The sequence below is a fragment of the Maribellus sediminis genome, assembly GCF_011799805.1.
Classification (GTDB): Bacteria; Bacteroidota; Bacteroidia; order Bacteroidales; family Prolixibacteraceae; genus Draconibacterium; species Draconibacterium sediminis_A.
This window is the reverse complement of sequence record NZ_WXUB01000008.1, coordinates 88947-108684: the sequence shown is the minus strand read 5'-3', so window position 1 is coordinate 108684 and position 19738 is coordinate 88947. Positions and strand designations below refer to the sequence as shown.

Sequence of the window (19738 nt, the reverse complement as noted above, 5' to 3'; positions counted from 1 at the left end):
GCAAATAACCTGAATTCGAAAAAAATAAAATAGAAAAGCCGGGATTGAAAGTTTTCCAGATGAGTAAAACGATCGGTCGCGGCAAATTACCTGCCTTTAAATGGCAGGCATCGAGTAAACAAAGAAATTAAAAAATTAACGAGATGAAGTTATCAAAATTCAAGTATGAACTTAGCCCGGAGAAAATTGCTTTACATCCGGCCGACAACCGCGACGAATCGAGATTGATGGTTTTGAACAGAGCAAACCGTACCATCGAGCATCGACTGTTTAAAGATGTGCTTGATTATTTTGATGATAAAGACGTTTTCGTTTTTAACGATACAAAAGTATTTCCGGCTCGTTTATACGGGAACAAGGAAAAAACGGGTGCCGAAATCGAAGTGTTCCTGCTTCGTGAACTAAACCGCGAACAGCGGCTTTGGGACGTTCTGGTTGATCCTGCTCGTAAAATACGTATTGGAAACAAACTGTATTTTGGCGACGATGATTTACTGGTTGCCGAGGTAATCGACAACACTACATCGCGTGGACGAACACTGCGCTTTTTGTTCGACGGCCCTTACGACGAATTTAAAGATACTTTGTACAGCCTTGGAGAAACACCGCTTCCAAAATTTATCAATCGTCAGGTTCAACCTGAAGACAAAGACCGTTACCAGACTATTTTCGCAAAACACGAAGGAGCCGTTGCTGCACCAACTGCAGGTTTGCACTTTAGCCGCGAGTTGCTAAAGCGTCTGGAAATAAAAGGAGTTGATTTTGCTTACATCACCCTTCATGTTGGTTTGGGTAACTTCCGTAGCGTAGATGTGGAAGACCTTACAAAACACAAAATGGATTCGGAACAGATTTGGATCAGAGACGAAGCCTGCAACATGGTAAACAGTGCAAAAGAGAGTAAAAGAAACGTTTGCGCAGTTGGAACTACTGTAATGCGTACGCTCGAAAGTTCTGTTTCAACCCAGGGATTCCTGAAGCCGTTTGAAGGATGGACCAATAAATTTATTTTCCCTCCTTACGAATTCAGTGTTGCGAACTCCATGATCACCAACTTCCACCTCCCCTACTCAACCCTTTTGATGATGGTTGCTGCTTTTGGCGGTTACGACTTCGTGATGGAAGCATACCACTCCGCCATAAAAGAAAACTACCGATTTGGTACTTATGGCGATGCTATGCTGATTATATAGAGCCAGAACGACAAAAAAAGAAAAAGCCGTTAAAGTTGAACTTTAACGGCTTTTTCTTTTAAAAAAATCAGCCCGGCCGATATACAGCCAGACTGATTCAAATCATGTTAATTATTAGGTATAAAAAACTACAGGTTCACGAGTACTTTGTAATAGCTAAATCCGCATCTTTTATCGGGATCGAATTGATAATAGGCAATAGCCACCCGACAAATATCCTGAATGGTAGTGTAAATGCTGGCCACCTCTTTCTTTCCATAATTATCGAGAACGGCGTCGCCTTCGAGGGCAACAAAGCAATCTCTGAATTCATTTACACGGTTAGCACAAGCCAATATTTTGTCGAATAGTGCGTCTACAGTACCACGTTCAACAATTTTCTGACGCGTATTCTCATCGATATTGGCGGCAAAAGTTTTCAGAAAATTGAACAGACCGAGGTGATCACCATTTTTTGCATCGCTGAAATAGGCGTTATAACCTGTTCTTTCAAAGAAGTCTCTTAAAAACTCCTTATCGTTCTTGAAATCGATTTTAACTGAAGCGCGTAAAACTTTCAGGTGCTGTAATGCGGCAACCATAATTTCGTGCCATTGCCTGTAACGCTCATTTTCCAAAGCATCCAAAGAATCGGCATAATGCTTTTCAATGGTGTCATCGATCCATACATTTAACGAAATGGCATATTCCATATCCCATTCCGAACGCACACTCGATAGCTCAAAAATGTTCTCCTTAAACGTCCGGGCAATTTTCTGACAAGCCAAAACAGTGGCCACACTGGTTGAACAAACGGTTAGAGTTTCCATAATACGGATTTTATCGATTAGCAGTTAATACAAAACTAAGGACTCCAACACAGAAAAACCAGCGTGCAACACATTAATTGGCAATGTTTTACAACTATGTTACTTAACTATGTTATAGAAAAGCTTTTTGAACATAGGCTTTTATTCAACAATAAAGCCAAAGCATTTATCCTGATCTTTTCCGGATATTTATTTGTGGCGTTTGCGCAGTTCGCGAACAATGTCTTCGATGCGGTATCCTTTATGTGCCAGCAAAACAATCAGATGATACAAAAGATCTCCGGCTTCGTAAATAAAGTTTTCGTCATCGTTTGCCATTGCACCAATAATGGTTTCAACCGCTTCCTCGCCAACTTTTTGTGTGATTTTACGTGTTCCTTTTTGAAATAAGGAAGTAGTGTAAGAACCTTCGGGCATATCAATCTTACGGTTGTCGATAAAATCCTGAAGGTAACTCAGGAACAATATTTCGTTGGATGCATTTACTTCTTCGAAACAAGTATCTGTACCGGTGTGGCAAACCGGACCCGCCGGATGAACCTTGATTAAAAGGGTATCGTTGTCGCAATCAACACCTATTGAGATAACATGCAAAAAGTTACCCGACTCTTCGCCTTTTGTCCACAAACGGTTTTTCGAGCGGCTAAAAAAGGTTACTTTTCCGCTAACCTGGGTTTTTGCCAACGCTTCGCTGTTCATGTAGCCCAGCATTAATACATTGTTTGTTTCTGCATCCTGAATGATGGCAGGAATTAATCCATCTCCTTTTTCAAAATCAAGTTGCGATATTTCTTTTAAAATCTTCATGCTTTCAACTATTTCGTTCCTCTTTTTTTCTACTGTTTCCGAACGGGAAGAACCACACCGTTCAGGCCTGATTTTATTCATTTTCAGAATAAAACAGCCTTTTTTCTTGACTCAACCAGACGCGAAGGTATAACAAAGCATCAATTAACGGACAACTATACCGTTTTGTTTTAAGTAATTCTTAAGTACCGGAATTTGAATCTCGTTGTAATGAAAGATGCTGGCTGCCAGACCGGCATCAGCTTTCCCCTTGGTAAAAACATCAACAAAATGCTCTGTTGCACCGGCTCCGCCCGAAGCGATTATTGGGATCTTCAACATATCCGCCATCTTCGAAAGTTGCTCGTTGGCAAAACCATTTTTGGTACCGTCGTGGTTCATCGATGTAAAAAGAATCTCACCTGCGCCGCGGTCTTCGGCTTCTTTTGCCCAGGAAAAAAGTTCTTTGTCGGTCGGGATGCGCCCACCATTCACGGTAACTGTCCAGTGGTTATTTTCATCGCCACGTGCATCAATTGCTACCACCACAAACTGGCTTCCGAAATGCAGCGCCAGATCGTCGATCAACTTTGGATTTCGCACAGCTGAAGAATTGATGGAAATCTTATCAGCACCGGCACTGAGCAACTTTTCGGCATCACTCAATTCGCTGATTCCACCACCAACGGTAAACGGAATATTTAAATGTGCCGCAATACGTTTTACCAGCTCAACAAATGTTTTTCTGCCTTCGTGGGTTGCTGTGATGTCAAGAAAACACAATTCATCGGCGCCTTCAGCAGCGTATTTTGCGCCCAGTTCAACCGGGTCGCCAACTTCCTGAATATTTACAAAGTTAATTCCCTTGACGGTTTGGCCGTCTTTAATATCGAGACACGGTATAATTCTTTTTGCCAGCATTCCTGAGTTTAAAGTATGAACTTCTCTATTTCTTTCAAAGTTATCCGATTTTCGTAAATAGCTTTACCGGTAATTACACCCGGAACTCCCATTTCATCTAATTTTAATATGTCGTCCATCGAAGCGATACCTCCACTGGCGATAATTTCAACCTTCGGAAGCTTTTCCATTATTTCGGAGTAAAGCTCAAAAGCAGGTCCGCTGAGCATACCGTCGCGGCTGATATCTGTAGAAATTACCTTTTGAATTCCCTTCGTAAAATACTCTGAAATAAAATCTATCACAGCCAATTCAGTGGTTTCCAGCCAGCCACTCACGGCAATTTTTCCGTCTTTTGCATCGGCTCCGAGGATGATTTTACCGTTCCCGTATTTTTCGAGCCAGGCCAGGAATATATCTCTTTCTTTAACAGCGATACTTCCTCCCGTAACCATGGCCGCCCCGGAACTGAATGCAATTTCAAGGTCCTTATCCGATTTCAAACCACCACCAAAATCAATTACCAGATCAGTTTTTGTGGCGATCGCTTCAAGAACCTTATAATTTACGATGTGTTTTGCCTTTGCTCCGTCAAGATCCACCAAATGCAGGCGCTGAATTCCTGCAGTCTCAAACATCTTTGCCACTTCCAGCGGATTCTCGTTGTAAACCGTTTTCTGGTTATAATCGCCCTGCGAAAGGCGCACGCATTTGCCGTCGATCAAGTCAATGGCCGGAATTATTTCGATTTTTTTACTCATTTACTTATGTTCTGTGTCCGTCCGGCCACAAAATTAATCATTATGAATTCTCCAAAATCATTTTTAATACAGCCTGTGCAGTAATTTCGCGGTTGTATGCTTCATCAACAACAATTGAATTCGGGCTGTCAATCACACCATCAGTTACTACAACGTTTCTGCGTACCGGCAAACAGTGCATGAATTTGGCATCGTTGGTAAGCGCCATTTTTGCTTCATCAACTGTCCAGCCGAAATCTTTTGAAAGAATTTGTCCGTAGTGGGTGTAGGAAGCCCAGTTTTTGGCATAAACGAAATCCGCCCCTTCAAAAGCTTTCTTCTGATCGTATTCCACCTTCACATCGCCCATAAATTCCGGAGCCAATTCATAACCTTCGGGATGAGTAACCACCAGTTCGTAGTCGGTTTCGCGCATCCATTCAACAAACGAATTCGCCACTGCCTGTGGCAAAGCACGCGGGTGAGGTGCCCAGGTTAGCACTACTTTCGGACGATCCACTTTTTTGTGTTCTTCTATGGTCAGCAAATCGGCATAACTCTGAAGTGGATGGCGTGTTGCTCCTTCCATGCTAACCACCGGAACACCGGCATACTCCACAAACTGGCTCAGAATTTTTTCGGAATAGTCATCTTCGCGTTTTTCGAATTTGGCAAACGCACGAACTCCGATCACATCGCAGTATTTACCGATTACCGGAATGGCCTCGCGCAAATGTTCGGCATTGGTACCGTCCATAACAACTCCCATTTCCGATTCCAGCTGCCAGCTGTCTTCGTTCACGTTCATCACCATGGTATTCATGCCCAGGTTCATGGCCGCCTTTTGAGTACTCAGTCGGGTACGCAAACTTGAGTTAAAAAATACCAGAACCATCGTTTTATTCTTTCCGAGGTGCTGAAAACCAAATTTGTTTTGCTTGACTTCGAAAGCCGTTTTAATGGCTTCGTCAATGCTTGGTATGTCTTTTACTGATATAAATTTTTTCATTCTGCAGTGTTTATTTTGGTCTTGTTTGTCCGTTTCCTTCAATGATCCATTTATAGCTGGTTAATTCTTCGAGTGCCATTGGCCCGCGGGCGTGTAGCTTTTGCGTACTGATCCCAATTTCGGCTCCCAGTCCGAATTGTGCTCCGTCGGTGAAAGCCGTTGATGCGTTGGAATACACAGATGAAGCGTCGATCACTTTCCGGAAAATTTCAATGCGAGCATTGTCCTCGGTGATGATTGCCTCGCTGTGTTTCGAGCTATGCGTGTTGATCTGTTTAATGGCCTCTTCAAAAGAATCCACGGTTTTTACCGACATTTTCAGCGAGAGGAATTCTGTCCCGAAACTTTCTTCTGTCGCTTCAAAAAGCAGGTCTTCGGGATAAACGTTACTGATTTCGGGCATCGAACGTTCATCGGCATATATTACCACATTTTCTTCCAGAAGCTTTTCCGCGAATTTTGGCAGCTCGTTGAGACGACTACTGTGAATCACCAAACAATCGAGCGCATTGCATACCGAAGGACGTCGAGTTTTAGCATTGAAAATGATCTCTGTTCCTTTTTCGGCATCGCCAAATTCATCGAAATAAGTATGGCAAATACCGGCGCCTGTTTCAATAACAGGGATTGTTGCATTGTCGCGCACAAAGTTGATGAGTCCCTGACTCCCTCTTGGTATGATCAGATCGATGTAAGCACGGGCACGCAACATTTCATTGGTTTCTTCGCGGCCTGCCGGCAACAAAGTCACGGTATTTTCGTCGATATTGAATTGTTTTAATACCTGCTGAATAATAGAAACGATGACTGTATTCGAATAAATGGCGTCGCTGCCACCTTTCAACACACAGGCATTTCCTGATTTCAGACAAAGAGCAAAAACATCGAAAGTTACATTTGGACGTGCCTCGTAAATAATGCCAATCACGCCAAAGGGTACGGTTATTTTTTGAATCTGTAAACCATTCGGGCGCACTGTTTCCTTAAGAATTTTACCTACCGGATTTTCCAGGCCGGCAACATTTTCAATATCCGAAGCGATTCCTTCAATACGTTCTTTTGTGAGTTTTAAACGGTCGTATTTCGTATCTTCAGGGTCCATCCGCTCAAGATCCTTTTTGTTTTCGTCCAGAATTAAATCGGTGTTCGACCGCGCCTGTGCAGCTAATTCCTTAAGAAATGCCACAATTCGATCGTGCTCAACCAAATTGAGCTTCTGTGACGCTTCCAGTGTTTTTTGCAGCTGTTGTTCTATTTTCATTTTGTCTGACTTTTAGGTCAAAATGTTATTCTTTCAAAGTAAAACCCTCTCCCGGGGGAGGGAGAGGGAGCTCAGAATAAGTTCTAATTAAGGCTAATAAAAGGGATAATGGGTAGTTGCCTGTAACAGGCGTTAGTATGCATACCCTGAGCTATTCTTTATTTTAAGTATCTATCTTTTCAATTTCCGTTTTTGTGTTCCAGGTATAAATAATCGTAATGAACCACCGGTTTCTGCTTCTCCGACAGTTTTTCCTTCTCAATCCGATCTGAATTATACGCCGCTTTTCCTAAGCCGATGACGTTTCCCTTTTCGCTTCTGATCTTAATAAGATCTCCACGCTTAAAGAAACCTTCTACGCTGATAACTCCAACCGGCAATAAACTCACAGCTTTTTCTGAAGTCAACGCTTTTTCGGCACCTTCGTTTATAACCACTTCGCCCTTTGCAAATCCGTCGGAATAAGCGATCCATTTTTTAACACCGCTCGATGGTTTTGTGGCCGGAACAAAATAGGTGTGCTTCAGATTCTTTTCTTCATTCAGCAAATCGACCAGCACATTCTCCGTGGTTCCGTTAGCCACATGAACGGCAATTCCATCGCTGGCCACTTTCTTAGCAATTCTGAATTTTGTGTGCATACCACCTCTTCCAAAATTCGATTGTTCAGAAGAAATCGCATCAGCCGGTTCTTTCTCGTTAACCTCAATCCGTTCGATCAACTCAGCATTTTCACTGTTTGGATGAGCGCTAAAAACTCCGTCGACGTTCGAAAGGATTATCAGCGCCTCTGAATCGACCATCGAAGCAATCAGTCCTGAAAGCTCGTCGTTATCGGTAAACATGAGTTCTGTTACCGAGATCGTATCGTTTTCATTAACAATCGGAATTACCTTATTTTCGAGCAAAGTCGTGATGCAGTTTTTCATGTTCAGGTAATGACCGCGGCTCGAAAAATTTTCCTTGGTTGTAAGCACCTGTGCACAAGTTAATCCATCTTCCTGGAAAAAATCGGAATAACGCGAAATGAGTTTTACCTGCCCCAATGCTGCCCACAACTGACGCTGAGAAACGGCATCGGTCTTTTTAGCAGGTTGCATTACCGCTCTACCGGCAGCCACCGCACCCGACGAAACCAACACCACTTCCACTCCATTTTTGTGAAGTAAAGCGATTTGATCAACCAGATGGGCAATGCGCGAAACATTCAGCGTTCCATCGGCTTTTGCCAACACATTGCTGCCTACTTTAACGGTTATTTTTTTGTACCTGAACTGCACCTTATTATTTCGAGTTTCCTATTTTTTTGTACGATGCCATCAATCCCTGAATCAGCGATGAACTGAATCCACGATGCTCCATTTCGTTCAATCCGGTTATGGTTACGCCCATCGGGGTGGTCACTTTATCTATTTCGCGCTCGGGGTGATTACCCGATTGCAACAACAATTCGGTGGCTCCTTTAACGGTTTGAGCGGTGATGAATTGAGCCATCTCGGCGCCAAAACCGATTTCAATTCCACCCTGCATTGCTGCCCTGATGTAACGCAGTGCATAAGCAATTCCACAGGAAGAAAGTACGGTAGCCGCTGCCATCAACTCTTCAGCAATTTCAACCGTCTTACCCATTTTATTGAAAAGCTCAACCACGTAATCGCGATAAGGGGCGGTGTTTTCGTTGGCCGAAATACAGGTTAACGATTCCTGCAAGGCGATAGCTGTGTTTGGCATCACTCTGAAAATCGGAATGTCGCGTCCTGCCATTTCTCCCAGAGCAGTAATACCAACTCCGGCCACTATCGAAATAAAAATTTTATCTGGGCTGAGTGCCGGTTTAATGTTATTGATCACACCTTCGATATGGTAGGGTTTTACCGCTGTAATAACTACATCGGCATTTTTAGCTGCCTCCAGGTTATCGGTATAAACATTAACACCTAATGTCTTTAGTTCTTCCAAACTGGCTTCTTTTCTATCGGAAGCGTAAATATCGGCAGCCGGCACAAAACCCGACTTTAGTAAGCCATGAACAATGGCTCCACCCATATTTCCTACTCCGATAATGGCTATTTTTTTTGTTTCCATAAGCAGGATTTTAGTCTCTTTCTCAATTAGTATTAATCTTTTGCCAACGTTTCAGCAACTTCGGCATAAACAGCTTCAAAAGCAGCTAAAAAATCATTAGCCTGTTGAATTGTCAAACTAAGCGGTGGCAGCAAACGAATTATATTCTGTCCGGATACACCGGTAAAAATTCCATAATCGAACAATAAACGCTGGCGGATGTCATTGATCGGGAATTTGAATTCTATTCCGATCATCAATCCTTTACCTCTTAATTCGAAATCGGCATCCATCTCCGACAGTTTTTCCATCAGGTAGTTCCCAACTTTATCGGCATTTTCCACCAGCTTTTCATTGCTCATAACATCGAGTACCGAAATAGCTGCAGCGCAAGCTAAGTGATTTCCACCAAATGTGGTTCCCAACATTCCGTACCAGGGCTCAATTTCGGATTGAATTAACACTCCGCCAACCGGAAATCCGTTGCCCATTCCTTTTGCCATGGTAATAATATCGGGCTTAACATCGGTATGTTGAAAGGCAAAGAATTTTCCACTACGTCCGTACCCCGATTGTATTTCGTCTAGAATCAGGGCTGCCACATATTTTTCGGTGAGCTTTTTAAGCTGAACCAGGAATTCTGCATCGGGAACATGAATTCCGCCGATTCCCTGAATTCCTTCAACAATAACGGCTGCCACATTCCCGTTTTTCAGGGCTTCTTCAGTGGCTTCAATATCGTTAAAAGGAAGAATAATGGCATTGTCGCTTTCGTTTACCGGCGCAATGATCTTTGGATTATCAGTAATCGAAACCGCTGCTGAAGTTCGTCCGTGGAATCCTTTCTTATAACTGATGATCTTTTTCTTTCCGGTAATAAACGAAGCCAGTTTCAACGCATTTTCGTTGGCCTCGGCTCCTGAATTACACAGAAAAAGCTGGTAGTCGTCGCAACCTGAAAGTTTGCCCAGCTTCTCGGCCAGTTCGTGCTGCAATGGATTTTGAACCGAATTGGAATAAAATCCGATTTGACTCAGCTGACCGGAAATCTTCTGCACATAATCAGGGTGGCTGTGCCCGATTGAAATTACGGCATGCCCTCCATATAAATCGAGGTATTTTCTTCCCTGATCATCCCAAACATAACAGCCTTCTGCCTTTACAGGAGTGATATCAAAAAGTGGATATACGTCAAATAGTTTCATATTTTATAGTCGGAAGTCAGAAGCAGGAAGCATGAAGCTAAAAACCTTCCTTCATTCCATTTTTTATTTTTGAATTAAAAAGCCACCGGCTTCAAGTTCAATCCGGCTTTTTCATCGAGCCCGAACATCAGGTTCATATTTTGAACTGCCTGCCCCGAAGCTCCTTTTATCAAGTTATCGGTAACACTTATTATTACCAGTTTATTTCCGTGTATTTCGAGGTAAACCACCGCTTTGTTGGTATTTACAACCTGCTTAACCGATGGATTATTCTCAACTACAAAAACAAACGGGTGACCGGTATAATAGTCATTATACAATTTTTGCGCTTCTTCAAGCGAACCCGAATATTTGGTATAGGCTGCCACAAAAATCCCGCGGGTATGATTTCCACGGATCGGCACAAAATTAAAGTCGCTTGTATAACTCGACTGAAGCTGCTTTAAACTTTGCAAAATCTCGCCCTCGTGCTGATGCTCAAAAATTTTATATGCTGACAAATTATTGTTCCGCCAGCTAAAATGCGAAGTTTCTGTTGGTTTTTGTCCGGCGCCGGTAGATCCCGTAATCGCCTGAACATGTACCTCGTCGTTTAGCAATCCGTTAGCAGCCAAAGGCAACAGCGCCAACTGAATTCCAGTAGCAAAACAACCGGGATTAGCAATCCTTTCCGACGATTCAATTTCATCCCGGTTTAGTTCAGGCAAACCGTACACAAAATCATTACCTTCTCTTTTCAATCTGAAATCGTGGCTCAGATCGATTATCTTCAAATATTTAGGAAAAGAATGATTTTCCATAAACTCCACTGATTTACCATGGCCCATACACAGGAAAAGCACATCCGCTTTTTCGAAAGGCATTTCATCAGTAAATATCAGATCGGTTTCGCCCAGCAAATCAACGTGAACATCGGTAACGGGATTTCCGGCATTGCTTGAACTTTGAACAAAGGCAATTTCCGCTTGCGGATGATTGATTAAAATCCTTAGCAACTCTCCGGCCGTATAACCGGCTCCTCCTATAATTCCAACTTTAATCATTAGATTAACGATTGCAGATTAACGATTCTTGATTTCAGATTTCCCTCTTAAATCATCATTCGTTAATCATCATTCAACATTTTACAGATCTCCGTTCACTTTGTTATAGATCTTCAGCGAATTCGACATGATTTTTGTAAATCCTTTGATGTCGTCTGCTGTCCAGGCTTCCACCGTCTCGCCATATTCTCCGAAACCCGAATTCATGAGGTCGTGTTCCGACTCAATTCCTACGAGTTCGAAATGATAAGGTTTAAGTTTTACGATGACTTTACCTGTTACTTTTTCCTGGCTCGATTCAAGGAAATCTTCGATGTTTCGCATTACCGGCTCGTGATACATAGCTTCGTGCAGAAACATGCCATACCAGTTACCGAGTTGTTCTTTCCAGTACGATTGCCACTTGGTAAGCGTATGTTTTTCGAGCAAATGATGTGCTTTGATGGTAATCATCGGAGCAGCAGCTTCAAAACCAACACGTCCTTTAATCCCGATGATGGTATCGCCAACATGGGTATCGCGGCCGATCGCATATTTCGATGCCACTTCTTCCAGTGCACGAATAATTTCAGGACCGTCTTCGTAGAACTCTCCATCCAGCGAAACCAGTTCGCCTTTTTCAAAACCCAGTTCAATGACTTTTTCACCGGTGGCCTCCAACTGGCTTGGATAAGCTTCTTCGGGTAAATTTTTGTTGGTAGTGAGCGTTTCTTTACCACCAACACTGGTTCCCCAAAGTCCCTGGTTGATCGAATAAGCCATTTTTGTAAAATCGGCTTCGAAACCAAATTTCTTCAGGTAATCGATCTCTTGCTGACGGCTTAACATCAAGTCGCGTGTTGGCGTTATAATTTCGATATCGGGAGCCAGTACCTGGAAGGTCAGGTCGAAACGAATCTGGTCGTTTCCGGCGCCTGTACTTCCGTGGGCAATGTACGCGGCACCAATTTCTTTGGCATATTCGATGGTTGCAATGGCCTGAAAGACGCGCTCCGAACTCACCGAAATCGGGTAAGTATTGTTTCTCAAAACATTTCCGAATACCATGTAACGGATACACTTTTCGTAGTATTCGTTGGTTACATCTAGCGTAACGTGTTGAACGGCTCCCAGTGCGAGCGCTCTTTCTTCAATCGCTTTTAGTTCCTTGTCGGAAAAACCACCTGTATTTGCAATGGCCGTATAAACTTCAAAGCCTTTTTCTTCTTTTAAATACTTTACACAAAACGAGGTATCCAAACCACCGCTAAATGCCAAAACTAATTTCTTGCTCATAATTATAATGTCTTAAAGAGAGTGGCAGCATTAATCCTTCTATGAAAAAATGTTACCTGTAGCTGACTGTCTTATTCTCGAAGCTGCCCCTCTCTTAATCTTTTTTTAATGTATTTTTCTTACCTGCCATCGCCGGTCTCAATCGTGGAATAAGATCGAGCAGGCTTCTTTTTTTGATTCCGTTTACGCTTTTGAAATTCGGTTTTTCCCATGCCGGATCATACAACATTCCGGTACACAAACACTTGCTTCGGCCGGTCCTTTCCAGAATATCATGATTCACACAACCCTGGCAACCTTTCCAGAACTGGTCGTCCAATGTAAGTTCGGAAAAAGTTACGGGACGATAACCCAATTCGTGGTTAATTTTCATAACCGCCAAGCCGGTTGTAAGACCAAATATTTTCGAATTCGGATATTTCTTCCGGGATAGCTCGAAAGCTTTCTTTTTGATCTCTTTTGCCAAACCCATACCACGGTATTCATCCACAACGATCAATCCGGAGTTGGCCACAAAACCCTTCTCCTGCCACTCTTCAATGTAACAAAAACCGGCAAAGGTGTCGCCGTCGGTAGCAATGATGGCTTTTCCCTCATTCATTTTCATGGTGAGGTATTCGTTGGTTCGGCGTGCGATACCGGTACCTCTTTGTTTCGATGCCAGATCGATAGCATCATTAATATCATCGATGAATTTCAGATGCTTCTCTGTGGCTATTTCAACTGTAATATTTTTGAGACTTTTCATGTTTCCTGTTATAACTTTTCTCTCAGCTTAGGCATTATTCTTATTAATGCCTGCATCAAATCGTTTTTTGATATCCCCTCTCTCTGTATAATTAAAATGGTGTCGTCGCCGGCAACTGTACCAATAATCTCCCAGGTATTCGACTGATCGATAACCGCTGCAATACTGCTGGCATAACCGGGCAGGGTGCGTAACACCGCCAGGTTTCCCGAGAACTGCAGACCTTTAAAACCGTCGGCCAGGTAATTCACTCTGATTTGCTCAGCGCTACTCACCATCTGTTCGCCACCTGCAGGAATCGAATACACATAACCTTTTACCGGATGCGGAACTTTAGCCACCTGCAATACTTTCAAATCGCGCGACAAAGTTGCCTGGGTCAGCTCGTACCCGTTATCCTTTAAGGCCGCCAACAGTTCATCCTGACTATGAACATTTCCCTCCTGGATGATTTTTCTGATCTCTAATTGCCGTTGTACTTTATTCTTCACTGAATAAATATTCATTTTGAATGCAAATTTATGCATTTCAATGATTTTTCAAACTTAAAGTTCAGAATATTTGTTATTTTTGCAGCGATATTGATTTTAGCTTAAGGTTACGGTCTTTATTTATGGGCAACAATACTTATTTGAAAATACAAGAGAGAAGATAACTGAAATGCGTTTGTGTTTAAGGCAAACGCATTTTTTTTAATTACGCAGTTCAATATGTTTAAAGTAAAACAGGCAAAATTAACATTAGAAGATGGTACCGTTTTTATCGGGAAATCTTTTGGAAGCGAGAAGGCAGTAGCCGGCGAAGTTGTGTTCTACACCGCTATGACCGGTTATCCTGAAAGTTTAACCGACCCTTCTTACACCGGCCAGATACTGGTATCGACCTACCCGATGATCGGAAATTACGGAGTTCCGGTTGGTAACAAAGAAAACGGCATTCATAAGCATTATGAATCGCATAAGTTACACATTACCGGACTGATCATTTCTGATTACTCCTTTGAATTCAGTCACTGGAATGCCGAAAAAAGTTTGTCGGATTGGTTGAAAGAATACGAAGTTCCGGGATTATTCGACATCGACACGAGAGCCTTAACAAAAATTTTACGTGAAAAAGGTTCGATGCTTGGCAAAATTGAATTTGAAGAAGAAATTGATTTCTACGATCCGAACAAAGAAAACCTGGTTGCCATTGCCAGCTGCACCGAGCGCGAAGTTTATGGCGACGGAGAACACAAGGTTGTTTTGATTGATTGCGGAGTAAAAAACAACATCATCCGTTGCCTGTTAAACCGAAATACTACTGTTATCCGCGTGCCATGGGACTACGATTTCAGATCAGAAGAATTCGACGGATTATTTATTTCTAACGGACCTGGCGACCCTGCCATGTGCGACGCAACGGTTGAGCACATTAAAACGGTAATTGGCGATGAAAAACCGATTATGGGAATTTGCCTCGGCAACCAGTTACTCGCCCGAGCAGCCGGAGCCGATACTTACAAACTGAAATACGGTCACCGCAGTCACAACCAGCCTGTTCTTTTGGAAGGCACAAATAAATGTTACATAACTTCTCAAAATCATGGTTTCGCTGTACAAACCGAATCGCTACCTTCCGATTGGGAGCCATTGTTTACCAACGTAAACGACAATACCAACGAAGGAATCCGTCATAAAACCAAACCTTTCTTCTCTACTCAGTTTCACCCGGAAGCATCAAGCGGCCCGACAGATACCGAGTTTTTATTCGACGAATTCATTAAAAATATTGTTGAAAGCAAAAAATAAAAACAGATCTCAGAATATCGATTAACGATTTAAGAATTACGAACGAAGAAAAGAGATGAACCGATTTGACTTAGAGGAAAGATTGATAAAGTTTGCAGCTTTGATTATTAAGCTGGCAGAAACTTTACCCAATTCTCCTGTGGGCAATCATATGAAAGGTCAAATTGTCCGTTCAGGAACATCTCCTGCTCTAAATTATGGTGAAGCTCAGAGTGCTGAATCAAAAAAAGATTTCATTCATAAAATGAGCGTTTGCCTTAAGGAACTTAGGGAAACATTTGTTGCATTGAAAATTTTAAAATACTCCGATTTAACGAAGCAGATTGTTTTGCTTGAGGAGTGCTATAATGAGAACAACGAACTGATTTCCATTTTTGTAAAGAGTGTAGAAACAGCAAAAAAGAATTAAAGCGTAGAACAAAACGATTAAGGTTACATTGAAACCACTCAATCAAAAATCTTCAATCGTTAATCATCATTCGAAAATCAATATTTACCATGATAGAAACACATATTAAAAAAGCAATCGTTCTTGGGTCGGGAGCCCTTAAAATCGGGGAAGCAGGTGAATTCGATTATTCCGGGTCACAGGCCTTGAAAGCCCTGAAAGAAGAAGGAGTTGAAACTGTTCTGATCAATCCGAACATTGCAACGATTCAGACTTCGGATGACATTGCCGATAAAATTTATTTCCTCCCGGTTACCCCACATTTTGTGGAAGAAGTGATCAAGAAGGAGAAACCACAAGGTATCCTCTTGGCATTTGGAGGTCAAACAGCACTGAACTGCGGTGTTGCACTTTTCAAATCGGGAGTACTCGAGAAATACAATGTAGAAGTTGTTGGTACACCGGTTCAATCGATCATCGATACCGAAGACCGCGACATTTTTGCCAAAATGCTTGGCGAAATTGGTGTTAAAACACCCAAAAGTATCGCAGCCGCAACCATGGCCGAAGCAAAAGCCGCTGCAAAAGAAGTTGGTTTTCCGATCATCATCCGCGCAGCTTACACGCTTGGAGGATTGGGTTCAGGTTTCTGCGAAAACGAAGAAGAACTGGAGAAACTGGCCGGAAGTGCCTTTTCATACTCTCCGCAAATTCTGGTTGAAGAATCGATCAAAGGCTGGAAAGAAGTTGAATACGAAGTGGTGCGCGACAAATACGACAACTGTATCACAGTGTGTAACATGGAAAACTTCGACCCGCTGGGAATTCATACCGGTGAAAGTATCGTAGTTGCTCCATCGCAAACTTTGTCAAACTCGGAATACCACAAACTAAGAGCAATCTCCATAAAAATTATCCGCCGTGTTGGTGTGGTTGGAGAATGTAACGTTCAGTTCGCACTCGACCCGTATTCGGAAGATTACCGGGTGATCGAAGTGAACGCCCGTTTATCGCGTTCATCGGCACTGGCATCGAAAGCTACCGGTTATCCGCTGGCTTTTGTAGCTGCGAAACTCGGATTGGGTTACGGTTTGCACCAGTTGAAAAACTCGGTTACCAAAGTTACCACTGCCGCGTTTGAACCTGCACTTGACTATTGTGTGGTAAAAATTCCACGCTGGGATTTGAGTAAGTTTGTAGGTGTTTCGAAAAACATCGGCAGCTCGATGAAATCGGTTGGCGAGATCATGGCCATCGGCCGTACTTTTGAGGAAGCCATCCAAAAAGGTATCCGAATGGTTGGACTCGGCATGCACGGCTTTGTCGGAAACCGCGAAGAGATCAACATTCCTGAAATTGAGGAAGAGTTGACCAATCCAACCGACCGCCGAATCTTTGCAATTGCAGAAGCATTCAACAAAGGATTTTCGATCGATGAGATTCACGATAAAACAAAAATCGATCGCTGGTTCCTGCAAAAGCTGAACAATATCTACAAAATAAAACTGGAGCTGTTAACGATAAACACTTTGGAGGAATTGCCACTTCCACTGTTAAAAGCATCAAAACAAGCCGGTTATTCCGATTTCCAGATTGCCCGTTTGGTTCTGAACAGCAAGAATGTCAATATGAATGATGACATTCTAAAAGTTCGGGCATTCCGTAAAGCCAACGGTATTGTGCCGGTGGTAAAACAGATTGATACGCTTGCCGGAGAATATCCCGCACAAACCAACTACCTGTACCTGACTTATAACGGAACAGAAAATGACGTTCATTATTTAGGAGATCACCGATCGGTGATGGTACTTGGTTCAGGAGCTTATCGAATCGGAAGTTCGGTAGAATTTGACTGGTGTAGCGTAAACACGATCAACACCATTAAAGAGCAGGGCTACCGCTCGGTAATGATCAACTACAACCCCGAAACGGTAAGTACCGACTACGATACTTGTGACAGGCTGTACTTTGATGAGCTGACTTTTGAGCGCGTAATGGATGTTTACGACCTGGAGAATCCGCACGGTGTTGTGGTTTCAATGGGTGGTCAGATCCCGAATAACCTGGCAATGAAATTGCACGGTCAGAATGTTCCGGTACTGGGAACATCGCCGGTGAAGATCGACAATGCCGAGGACCGCGAGAAATTCTCATCATTACTCGATACTTTGAATGTTGACCAGCCACGCTGGGCACGACTTTCAACCATAGAAGAAATTCACAAATTTGTTGACACAGTCGGTTACCCGGTTCTGATTCGTCCTTCTTACGTACTTTCTGGTGCGGCAATGAATGTGGTTTCGAACCCTGACCAGTTGGAGCATTTCCTGGAAATGGCCGCCAACGTTTCGAAAGAACACCCGGTGGTTGTTACCGAGTTTATCGAAAATGCCAAGGAAATAGAAATTGACGCAGTGGCCAACAACGGTGAAATGATCGCTTACGCCATTTCAGAACACGTGGAGTTTGCAGGTGTTCACTCGGGTGACGCCACCATCGTTTTCCCACCGCAGAAATTGTATGTGGAAACGATTCGCAGAATCAAGAAAATTGCACGCCAGATTGCAAAAGGACTGGAAATTACCGGGCCATTCAACATGCAGTTCCTGGCGAAAGACAACGATATTAAAGTGATTGAGTGTAACCTTCGTGCATCGAGGAGTTTCCCCTTTGTTTCGAAAGTAATGAAGCTCAACCTGATTGAAATTGCTACGAAAGTAATGCTGGGAATCGATGTTCCGAAACCGGATAAATCACTGTTCGAATTGGATTATGTGGGTGTTAAAGCCCCGCAATTCTCGTTCGCCCGCTTGCTGAAAGCCGACCCGGTTCTGGGCGTTGATATGTCGTCGACCGGTGAAGTGGGCTGTATCGGAGAATCGTATTACGAAGCGATTCTGAAAGCCATGTTCTCGGTGGGTTATACTTACCCTAAAAAGAACATCCTGATTTCGTCCGGTCCTTCACGCGGCAAAGTTGAATTGCTGAACAGTGCCAGGTTACTGGTTGAGAAAGGCTACAACATTTTTGCCACCGAAGGAACCCATAAATTCTTCCGCGATAACGGCGTTGAAAATACATTGATCTACTGGCCTGACGAAGAAGGGCAGTCGCCAAATACTTTGGATATGATCCGCGAAAAACAGATCGACCTGGTGATCAATATTCCGAAGAACCACACACAGCGAGAATTGAAAAATGGATACACGATCCGCAGAAGCTCGATCGACTATAACATTCCACTAATCACCAATGCCCGTGTTGCCAGCGCATTCCTTTCTGGAATATGCAAATACACACTTGAGGATATTAAGGTGAAGAGTTGGGATGAGTACAAATAGACTATTTGGAAAGTGAAATAAAAAAGCTCCGGTCTTACGACCGGAGCTTTTATTTTAGTTTAAGATCACATTTATTTTCCATTTTTTCGATTTCCTGAAAACCAGAATTGTGTTTTCCGAAATCCCGGAGTGAATACCAATTTTGGGTTTCCAAACAGGTCCCCGCTCCTGCATTTCCAGTTTTTCGTTGTTCTCTTTCATTTTTTTGTTCTTAAGTTATCACATCAGGCTTCAAAAGCAATATACGACTTCTACAAATATTATACCCAAATGTTTACAAAGAATTTGAGAACACCTAACTGTTTATATCTCTTATTCTGAAGTTTTTACCCGATAACCGCGTTTTTCAACGGCTTTTTCCAGGTCGCCGGAAGCAACCACTGACGCATCGTATTTTACTACGGCAGTTGAATCTTCCAGAGTAACCACAACCGATTCAACACCTTCAACACCTTCAATTCCTTTGGTAACCGACATTACACAATGTTCGCAGGTCATTCCTCCGATACTTAATGAGGCTTCAACAATTTCAGCCGGAGCTGCTGTTTTTTCTTCCGTCTTTTTCTCTCCTGAACTACAGGCAAAAAAAGTAATGGCAAGTAATAAGGCTAGTAAATTTTTCATTTTTTTGATTTTTTGATTTGATATTCTTTAAAACGTGGTTTATCTCTTTTTAATTTATCAGGGGCTCTAATATTTCCAGATTTTCGGAACTGGCAGCTCCCATAACTTCCTGTACTTCCTTGCCCATGAAACGCGAAAACAACCCGGCGTTCAACATCGAAAAATAGGTTTTCCCGTCTTTCTCATAAACAGCAACCCGGCAGGGCATCAAAGCTGAAACCAAACGTTGATCATCGCTTCCCAGAATACCGTAGGCATGTTCCGGTTTACAAAGCGAAAAAACATTTACAGGATCAACATCATAACCACCTTTAACTTTTAAGGTTTTCTGAAGGTCGTAACGGTGCGGAATTCCCCACTGCTTTTCGGCAGCAGATTTTTCAAGTTGTTCAATGGTTTCGTTGAATCCATATTTACTTTCGTGCACAACAAACATGTTCTTCGAAAGTACTGAAACTGTGATAACAGCAGACAGAACCAGCCCCAAAACTAATCCAACAATAAACATTACTATGCTTTTCTTCATCGTATTACATTTAAAATTCACCCTTTAGAACAACTT

At 42.7% G+C, this 19738-nt stretch carries 20 protein-coding genes; 4 read left to right on the top strand and 16 right to left on the bottom strand.

The features are described from left to right. The first annotated feature begins 143 nt into the window (after nt 1-143). Nucleotides 144-1193, top strand: a complete 1050-nt coding sequence (gene queA / locus HFD85_RS21395) for a tRNA preQ1(34) S-adenosylmethionine ribosyltransferase-isomerase QueA (protein ID WP_167614434.1) — start codon at nt 144-146, stop codon at nt 1191-1193. Between the two features lie 128 nt (nt 1194-1321). On the opposite strand, the gene HFD85_RS21390 is transcribed toward queA, so the two are convergent. From HFD85_RS21390 to HFD85_RS21330, 13 genes are all read right to left on the bottom strand, one after another. After that, entirely contained in the window at nt 1322-2002 is a 681-nt protein-coding gene (locus HFD85_RS21390) for a hypothetical protein (protein ID WP_167614432.1), read from the bottom strand. 189 nt (nt 2003-2191) lie between these two features. Next, the gene (gene hisIE, locus HFD85_RS21385; protein ID WP_167614430.1) at nt 2192-2809 is read right to left on the bottom strand and encodes a bifunctional phosphoribosyl-AMP cyclohydrolase/phosphoribosyl-ATP diphosphatase HisIE; all 618 of its coding nucleotides are present in this window, start codon (nt 2807-2809) and stop codon (nt 2192-2194) included. 144 nt (nt 2810-2953) lie between these two features. Beyond that, entirely contained in the window at nt 2954-3709 is a 756-nt protein-coding gene (hisF, locus tag HFD85_RS21380; protein WP_167614428.1) for an imidazole glycerol phosphate synthase subunit HisF, read from the bottom strand. Nucleotides 3710-3717: 8 nt separating this feature from the next. Beyond that, nucleotides 3718-4449, bottom strand: a complete 732-nt coding sequence (hisA, locus tag HFD85_RS21375) for a 1-(5-phosphoribosyl)-5-[(5-phosphoribosylamino)methylideneamino]imidazole-4-carboxamide isomerase (RefSeq protein WP_167614426.1) — start codon at nt 4447-4449, stop codon at nt 3718-3720. A 40-nt stretch (nt 4450-4489) separates the two neighbouring features. Continuing rightward, entirely contained in the window at nt 4490-5437 is a 948-nt protein-coding gene (locus HFD85_RS21370; RefSeq protein ID WP_167614424.1) for an N-acetylornithine carbamoyltransferase, read from the bottom strand. Nucleotides 5438-5447: 10 nt separating this feature from the next. Continuing rightward, a complete protein-coding gene (locus HFD85_RS21365; protein ID WP_167614422.1) occupies nt 5448-6698 on the bottom strand; it encodes a glutamate-5-semialdehyde dehydrogenase in 1251 nt (416 codons plus the stop codon). A gap of 179 nt (nt 6699-6877) precedes the next feature. Continuing rightward, nucleotides 6878-7978, bottom strand: coding sequence for a glutamate 5-kinase (gene proB, locus HFD85_RS21360; protein ID WP_167614420.1), 1101 nt, complete (start codon nt 7976-7978; stop codon nt 6878-6880). A 4-nt stretch (nt 7979-7982) separates the two neighbouring features. Beyond that, nucleotides 7983-8783, bottom strand: a complete 801-nt coding sequence (proC, locus tag HFD85_RS21355; protein WP_167614418.1) for a pyrroline-5-carboxylate reductase — start codon at nt 8781-8783, stop codon at nt 7983-7985. 32 nt (nt 8784-8815) lie between these two features. Continuing rightward, a complete protein-coding gene (locus HFD85_RS21350) occupies nt 8816-9967 on the bottom strand; it encodes an aspartate aminotransferase family protein (RefSeq protein ID WP_167614416.1) in 1152 nt (383 codons plus the stop codon). Between the two features lie 74 nt (nt 9968-10041). After that, nucleotides 10042-11010, bottom strand: coding sequence for an N-acetyl-gamma-glutamyl-phosphate reductase (gene argC / locus HFD85_RS21345; protein WP_167614414.1), 969 nt, complete (start codon nt 11008-11010; stop codon nt 10042-10044). Between the two features lie 81 nt (nt 11011-11091). After that, nucleotides 11092-12285, bottom strand: a complete 1194-nt coding sequence (locus tag HFD85_RS21340; RefSeq protein WP_167614412.1) for an argininosuccinate synthase — start codon at nt 12283-12285, stop codon at nt 11092-11094. Between the two features lie 94 nt (nt 12286-12379). Next, nucleotides 12380-13033 carry a GNAT family N-acetyltransferase gene (locus tag HFD85_RS21335; protein ID WP_167614410.1) on the bottom strand — a complete coding sequence of 218 codons (654 nt, stop codon included), beginning with the start codon at nt 13031-13033 and terminating at the stop codon, nt 12380-12382. 8 nt (nt 13034-13041) lie between these two features. Next, nucleotides 13042-13560, bottom strand: a complete 519-nt coding sequence (locus tag HFD85_RS21330; RefSeq protein WP_240925093.1) for an arginine repressor — start codon at nt 13558-13560, stop codon at nt 13042-13044. 183 nt (nt 13561-13743) lie between these two features. On the opposite strand from HFD85_RS21330, the gene carA reads away from it, so the two are divergent. The 3 genes from carA to carB all read left to right on the top strand — a co-directional run bounded on the left by carA (nt 13744) and on the right by carB (nt 18552). Beyond that, on the top strand, nt 13744-14823 hold the full coding sequence (gene carA, locus HFD85_RS21325) for a glutamine-hydrolyzing carbamoyl-phosphate synthase small subunit (RefSeq protein ID WP_167614407.1): 1080 nt from the start codon (nt 13744-13746) through the stop codon (nt 14821-14823). Between the two features lie 55 nt (nt 14824-14878). Further along, nucleotides 14879-15232 (top strand): four helix bundle protein, encoded by a 354-nt coding sequence (locus HFD85_RS21320; protein ID WP_167614405.1) that lies wholly within the window; start codon nt 14879-14881, stop codon nt 15230-15232. An 89-nt stretch (nt 15233-15321) separates the two neighbouring features. Continuing rightward, nucleotides 15322-18552: a carbamoyl-phosphate synthase (glutamine-hydrolyzing) large subunit gene (gene carB, locus HFD85_RS21315; protein ID WP_240925092.1), complete on the top strand. Its 3231-nt coding sequence runs from the start codon at nt 15322-15324 to the stop codon at nt 18550-18552. Between the two features lie 54 nt (nt 18553-18606). Here carB and HFD85_RS21310 read toward each other — a convergent pair whose 3' ends face one another. The 3 genes from HFD85_RS21310 to HFD85_RS21300 all read right to left on the bottom strand — a co-directional run bounded on the left by HFD85_RS21310 (nt 18607) and on the right by HFD85_RS21300 (nt 19702). Continuing rightward, on the bottom strand, nt 18607-18753 hold the full coding sequence (locus tag HFD85_RS21310; protein WP_167614403.1) for a hypothetical protein: 147 nt from the start codon (nt 18751-18753) through the stop codon (nt 18607-18609). A gap of 111 nt (nt 18754-18864) precedes the next feature. Next, nucleotides 18865-19176, bottom strand: a complete 312-nt coding sequence (locus HFD85_RS21305; protein ID WP_167614401.1) for a heavy-metal-associated domain-containing protein — start codon at nt 19174-19176, stop codon at nt 18865-18867. A gap of 49 nt (nt 19177-19225) precedes the next feature. After that, nucleotides 19226-19702: a DUF302 domain-containing protein gene (locus HFD85_RS21300; RefSeq protein WP_167614399.1), complete on the bottom strand. Its 477-nt coding sequence runs from the start codon at nt 19700-19702 to the stop codon at nt 19226-19228. Between the last annotated feature and the right edge of the window lie 36 nt (nt 19703-19738).